The following is a 6,000-nucleotide window of genomic DNA, read 5'->3' as shown; positions in this document are numbered from 1 at the left end:
CGGGCGTACCGTCCTCGGCTTGCTTGAGCACGGCGATGATCTGGCTATCGCTGAATCGGGACTTCTTCATGGAACCTCCTCGGGAAAGATTACGAGAAAATTCCACTTTCAGCGTCTGCTAATTTACGGGGGGATTACCCATTCACCTTTAAGCGTGCCGTTTTTAACAGGCGATTGATCCGACGGGTTTCTCTCGCCTGGCTCTCAATTTCAACGAGCATCGCCAGCCGGTCCTCAAACGGCAACTCTTGCAGTGCTGGACGATCACGCTGATGTTCCACGGCGTCGGCCATGGCATTCAAGCGAAGCGCCCGTAGTTGGGAAAGAGTCTGCTGGATCAGCATGACGTATCCTCCACGGCTTTGGCGTAGTAGTCAGGACCACGCAAATTGGCATGGAGAGGGAGATCGCCCTGTATATCTTCGTCTCCTTCGCGACGGTGGCGTCGTGTATTCAAGAGTGATTTGACGCTTTTCACGGTGAGCGATCGAATCTCGACTGCCCGGCAGGCGGCAGCTTCGACTTCTGTGGCGCCGTGCTGCATGACCAGTTTGCGCAAGCCGCTGCAAGCGGGAAGCCCCAACGCAGGCACTGCGCGTTCAAACTGAGCACGCACGATCTCCGTTGTAGCAGGACCGATCTGCTTGGCCCATGCCAGAAAGCTTTCGGGAGTGCGTTCTGCGTAGGCCCGGTGTGCATCCGGCTGATGCTGGGGATCTGTCGTCAGCGTTCCCGGAGTATCGTCACGAAGATGACTGGCGACACGGGTGTGTTGATGAAAGATTTCTACGACGGCTGCGGTCGATCGTACTGACACGCGCTCACCGACCAAACGGTGCGGAACGGAGTACCAATGTTGGTTCACCCGAACGTGGTAACCGTTGTCGACACGCATGGGTGCAGTCCACTCACCGAACTCATAGCGTTGAGCGGGTAGAGGCTGCATTGCGTCACGCTCCATGTCGGCATAGCGAGACGCGCGACAGCCCGGTAACCGGCTAAAAGGTCGTTGGTTGAGTTCCTCCACCAAAGCTGCCACTGCAGTATTGAGTTCATCAGGCGAGAAGAAGTTTTGATTCCGCAGCCGGGCCACGATCCAGCGTTGCGCGATGAGCACGGCCCCTTCGACTTTGGCCTTGTCTCTTGGGCGATACGTTCGGGTCGGGAGTATGGTAGTACCGTAGTGCTCTGCCATTTCCACATAGCTTGGATTGGCAATGAAATTGGCTCCCGGACGGAGAACCGCCGCCTTGAGATTGTCAGGTACGAGGATGGCCGGCACGCCTCCGAAGTATTCAAACATTCGCGTGTGTGCCGCTATCCAGTGCGGCACAGTCTGCTGAGGCACACAAGTTGCGTAGGTGAGGTTCGAACATCCAAGTGCACCAACGAAGAGGTCCATCGACGTCCACTCACCGGTATCGGGGTTCGTGTAACCAGGCTTGCGTCCCGAGAAGTCGACAAAGCACTTCTCGCCAGGATGGTGTGATTGCCGCATCACCCGATCGATCCGCTTGCGATAACGTCGGTAATGCTCAGTAAATTGGGAATAGGAAAGAGCGTTAGCCGGTTCCTGTGCGCAGTACTCCTCCCATAGCAGTAGCAAGGTCACACCTGGCCGCTGGAGTTCGGTGTGGACCCAGGCAAAGTCCGCCATGCGTCGGCGAGTAAGGCGTCGCCAGGCCTTGTTGAACATCGCATCCAATTCTTCATCTAGCAGCAGTTGTAGATCACTCCAACGGGAACCTTTCTCCAGCGCGATTCTGCGATAGCGCGCGACAGTTGCTCTGGAGACGTTCGCTGAACGTGCGACCTCGCTGTTATTCAGCGGTGTTGTGAGGAGCAAGTGAATTACAGAGCGTAATTTGGACATGGCAATCAGTCTCCTTAGCCCCGTCACTTAGACGGAGCCGGCGGTCGATGTGCACTTGCGTGCACCCTCCCGAAGCCCACAGGGCTTGAGGGTTGACAGCGAGCGAGAGAAAGGACCAGACTGAGTGCGTAGTAGCGGGGTATTGCCCCGTCAGTCTGACTGGGCCCGGGAGGTGAAGACTCTCGGGCCTTTGTCGTTTCTACACCTCGCGTAACGAGTCAAATGGGTCTGTGTTACGTCATAAGTGACCTCCCTGGATTGGGTTCGGGTTAGGCCAGGGCGCCTAGGCGCGATGTTGCGCCGCGCCGTTGCGGAGAGTCGCTAACCAGTGCGCCACATCTTTGGCGAGGGCGTATTTGCCGCGGCGGTTGGGTACTGCAAATACCGGAACAGGTACTTGGCGACGTGACAGTGCCTGCCGAAAGGCATCCATCGACAGATATCCGAGAGCCTGGCGTAGATCGTCGTTGCCGATCATAGGGCCATAGCGGAACAACAGATCGCGTTCCAGCGCCTTCGCCAAGACGGCGATCGCATCCGGTGCCTTGGCAGAGTAGTCATGCCCGGTCATGACCGCAGGGTAGACCCGGGCGTACAGTTCGCCTAGAAGGGAACCCAACCCGATAGCGTTACTCTATTTTTGAGTCATGCCGTCCGCCAAATCATTGAAATACCCGAAGAATTACACTGGCCAGCGCCTTTTCGCACTTGCCTGCTTTTTGGGGTCCTCTGATCCAAAGGCAGTTCGAGATGCGCTCACTGTGCTGATCAGAGGTCTGTGGTTCGAGCATTTACGCCTGGAAACGAGGCAGGTAACGGCGTATGGCGTGGGGAAGCAGATCCAGCCGCAGACCTACAAACCAGCGACCGAAGGGAGATGGCCGCAACATCACAATTTATGGGCGAAATATGCACGCGGAATTCACTCGCCTGGACCAGAGACGGTACGTGCGGCGGAGCAGCTCGTCCCTGGTTCAAGTGAACTTCTGATAGCCGTTGCCTGGAAAGCCTTAGATCTAAGTCATCCAATCGGTTCAAACGGAGATGCACTGTTGCGACGTTTGCGCCACGGCGTGCAGGCGGCGGTATTTCAGCCGCGTCCGTTGCAAGCCGGCCACTACCTACGGCGTACCACGCCGAACTTGCCGTTGCAAATGCTGGAGTGCCAGGCCGATCTGGATGGTCTGGCGGCACTCGTGATCCTTCTTCGGGAAGCTTACGAAGCGGCCGACTATGGACGTGCCTTCGCTATTGGGCGCTCAATGCATGCAGCACTACTCTTGGCAACAAGCTATACGCCGCTTCTCCTCGTTGCATCGGAATTGTTTGAGTTCTTTGTACGGAAAATTTTTCCGCTTGCTACGAGCGAGGAAATCGCCTTCGACCTTCACCCCGCCGAACTCTATGAACAGATGCGTCTACTTAACCGGACCATCCTGCAATTGGAAGACGGCGGCAAAATTAGGTACACCAGAGGGCCGCCAATGAGGGTATGGCGTAAAGTGTTGAATCTGGGTTTTGGGTTTGACCTGTACTTTGGGCTAGGACCGCACTGGAGGCTAATCAAGCCGCCAGAGGAGTGCAGTGAAGCCTCACGGGACTTTGTGAGAAGCATGAATATCGGTCGAAAATGGGGCTTGTCTGCGCTGCGGAGCGGTCGACCGGAACCGCTACTTCCAAGTGAAGTCGCCGCGCAGATGGCGGCGGCGAGGCAAGCATCGCAAATCCCCACGCCTAGCAATCGGCAACAATCCTGAAGTACTCGCGCTGATGAATGGTTGGTCGCGCGATCTAACGCGAAGTCGATTTGCTTAAACAAGGCACTCAGCCTCTGAGACACCGGCTCACTATGCTCGGAACGTGGTGGCAGAGTCCCCTGGGAGGCCCAATGAAACACGCAGACTTTCATATTGGTCTGGAGTTCCTCGGCAGGGCCGGATTCCGTTGGCGATGTACGGATGTCGGTACGCGGACGATCTTGGCAATTCAGCTAGACCGAAACGACCCGAATTGGTATCAGGGACCGCCATACGTCGCGACAGAAGTGGTTTTTGACGAACAAGAGATTCGGAGTTGCTACCTTACGAATGACGATGCACTCGCTGCCACCGTACTCGACCATAGGACTTCGGGTCACCCGGGGTACCCCGTGGACGCCGTTACTAGGATGATGGATGCGTTGCATGCGCATCGTTATCCGCATCCGGGAGTTCTACGTTTTGATCGACGCCGAGCGGATGGGGAAATCCTTCATCCCTATGCGGGAAGAAGGGAGGGGCGAACCTGGATGGTGGAACTGTATCTGCCGTTTCTTCAGACCTACGAAGTCATGACAGAGCAAGCCTTCATTGCGCTACCCAGGGCATCAACCCATGACGTTCGTGCTCGCGCCGACCAGCTGCGCCACTCCTAACGATTTTTTTGAGATCCAAGCTCAACATTGAATTTGTGACTGTCAGCACCAGCAGACATGGCGCACCACAACCGGCGCCGGTGACTAACAACAACCGGCATGATGCTCAGTTTCCTCCAGCGCCCGCAATAGGCCAGGGATATCCGGTAGCCGGTCGAGTACTCCGACGGCCAGCAGCAGACGTCTGGCCGAATGGATACTTCCTCCGCTGGAGACGTGGAAAGCGTCCTTGCTACCGGCCACCTGCTCGACAGCGCCGTCCAGCCAGGTGAGTGTGGGATATAAGGCAAGCTGTGCTCTGGCGATGCGGGCCAACTCGGCGGGGTCGACGCCGTCTTGGCCGAGAAGTCCATGGGAGTGGCTTGCGCTGCGGTTACGACGCTTGCCGTCATCGATGACGAGTACGCTCCGACGCGCCCTGAGTAATTGCAGGGCTGCCGCCATGCCAGAGTAGCTGCCGCCCACGATGGCCACATCATGCTTCATGGCGCTGCTCCGAACGACAAGCATCATGGCGACGCGCGAAATCCGCGGCCAACGCTGCCAAGGTGACCGACGCGAACCGCTGCAGTAGAAGCGCTTCGGCATCGGCAAAAGCTGTGTCCAGTACCGCATTGATAGCCTGCTCGACGAGGCATTCCGGATGCTCGCTCCGGTTGCCTACGGCGAAAAGTGCTGGCTCTCCTAGCGCCTCGTGCAGTTCGCGCAATGTAACCCTGGTCAAGTCCGCCGAAATACGCCAGCCACCGGCATGCCCTCGGTCAGCGGCAACGAGCCCTGCATCGCGAAGCAGACCCATGGTGCGCCGGACGACCACGGGGTGCGTGCCAAGGCAATGTGCCAGCGCCTCGGAAGTCATTGGCGCGTCGCGCTCGGCCATATGCAGCAGTGCATGAAGTACGGCGGATAGTCGGCTGTCTCGTCTCATGTAACAAATGATGTTACATTAAGCTCGCCATGTCAACTGCGAGTCCCCCCACACCGTCTACGCGATGACCGAAACCCGTTTGCTGACTGCGAAAACGCAGCGCTTCATTGAGTTCCTACGCAATCGGCTGTCGAGAGACTGACGGCGCGAAGCTCATGATTGGGCTGATTGGCTTTGGGCCCGAAGCAAACGGCTGCCCTACCCCCGATAACCAGCCCTAATCGCCCTCTCCCCGTATAGAGCGTTGGCCTGGATCCCAGCGGCAGGTCGGCGACGATCATGGTCAGGTCCGTAGGCGCGTCCTGCTTGAGGGCGATCAGACGCCCTTGCGCGTCGCTGGCAAACACTAGGCCGTCATTGGGCAACCCGCACGATCGAAAATCCGCCTTCGACACCGTGCTTCATGGACATGATTCCGTGCTGCCAGCCATCGATGCCCATGTCGCCCGCGGGCACGCCCATCAGGCGGGCGTCCTTGGCCGCATCGGAACGAATGGCGTCGGGGAAATCCATGTCCTTGCAGATCTCCTCGGCACGCCCATCGCCCAACCAGCCCGAGACATGACCCGGCGTGAGATCGTGCTCGAGGCCCGGCACCGGATGGCGTTTGCCGTAGCGCAGAGTCCTGCCATCGGGCGTGATCGCAAGCGCGAAGTCGGCGGCCGGCGCCACGGCGTGGAAGCCGGCAATGACCTGCACGCCCGTATCCCTGGCAGCAACAAGCGGCGCAACGATCATGCCCCCTTGAACTCATCCGTATACCGCCGGATGGACCACTACGCACAC

General features: G+C 58.1%; 7 protein-coding genes. 1 reads left to right on the top strand and 6 read right to left on the bottom strand.

Features of this window, described 5'->3' with window-relative positions:
- Window positions 1-134 precede the first annotated feature (134 nt).
- The 3 genes from ISP14_RS18530 to ISP14_RS18520 form a co-directional block, all read right to left on the bottom strand.
- Complete coding sequence (locus ISP14_RS18530) at window positions 135-344, bottom strand: ATP-binding protein (RefSeq protein WP_404542827.1); 210 nt, start codon at window positions 342-344, stop codon at window positions 135-137.
- Window positions 338-1,873 (bottom strand): IS21 family transposase, encoded by a 1,536-nt coding sequence (gene istA, locus ISP14_RS18525; protein ID WP_404542825.1) that lies wholly within the window; start codon window positions 1,871-1,873, stop codon window positions 338-340. The genes ISP14_RS18530 and istA overlap by 7 nt, the downstream gene beginning before the upstream one ends.
- A 283-nt stretch (window positions 1,874-2,156) precedes the next feature.
- Window positions 2,157-2,444 (bottom strand): hypothetical protein, encoded by a 288-nt coding sequence (locus ISP14_RS18520; protein WP_404542823.1) that lies wholly within the window; start codon window positions 2,442-2,444, stop codon window positions 2,157-2,159.
- A gap of 76 nt (window positions 2,445-2,520) precedes the next feature.
- Between ISP14_RS18520 and ISP14_RS18515 the strand changes: the two genes are divergently transcribed.
- Window positions 2,521-3,630, top strand: coding sequence for a hypothetical protein (locus ISP14_RS18515; RefSeq protein WP_404542821.1), 1,110 nt, complete (start codon window positions 2,521-2,523; stop codon window positions 3,628-3,630).
- 740 nt (window positions 3,631-4,370) lie between these two features.
- Here ISP14_RS18515 and ISP14_RS18510 read toward each other — a convergent pair.
- The 3 genes from ISP14_RS18510 to ISP14_RS18500 all read right to left on the bottom strand — a co-directional run bounded on the left by ISP14_RS18510 (window position 4,371) and on the right by ISP14_RS18500 (window position 5,952).
- On the bottom strand, window positions 4,371-4,772 hold the full coding sequence (locus ISP14_RS18510; protein WP_404542818.1) for an FAD-dependent oxidoreductase: 402 nt from the start codon (window positions 4,770-4,772) through the stop codon (window positions 4,371-4,373).
- Complete coding sequence (locus tag ISP14_RS18505) at window positions 4,762-5,214, bottom strand: Rrf2 family transcriptional regulator (protein ID WP_404542815.1); 453 nt, start codon at window positions 5,212-5,214, stop codon at window positions 4,762-4,764. The genes ISP14_RS18510 and ISP14_RS18505 overlap by 11 nt, the downstream gene beginning before the upstream one ends.
- Window positions 5,215-5,568: 354 nt before the next feature.
- Window positions 5,569-5,952, bottom strand: coding sequence for a carbon-nitrogen hydrolase family protein (locus tag ISP14_RS18500; RefSeq protein ID WP_404542812.1), 384 nt, complete (start codon window positions 5,950-5,952; stop codon window positions 5,569-5,571).
- Window positions 5,953-6,000: the final 48 nt, after the last annotated feature.

This window comes from Dyella agri (genome assembly GCF_044904705.1).
Classification (GTDB): domain Bacteria; phylum Pseudomonadota; class Gammaproteobacteria; order Xanthomonadales; family Rhodanobacteraceae; genus Rhodanobacter_A; species Rhodanobacter_A agri.
Note: the sequence above shows the minus strand (reverse complement) of the source record. Positions and strands in the feature narration are given on the sequence as shown.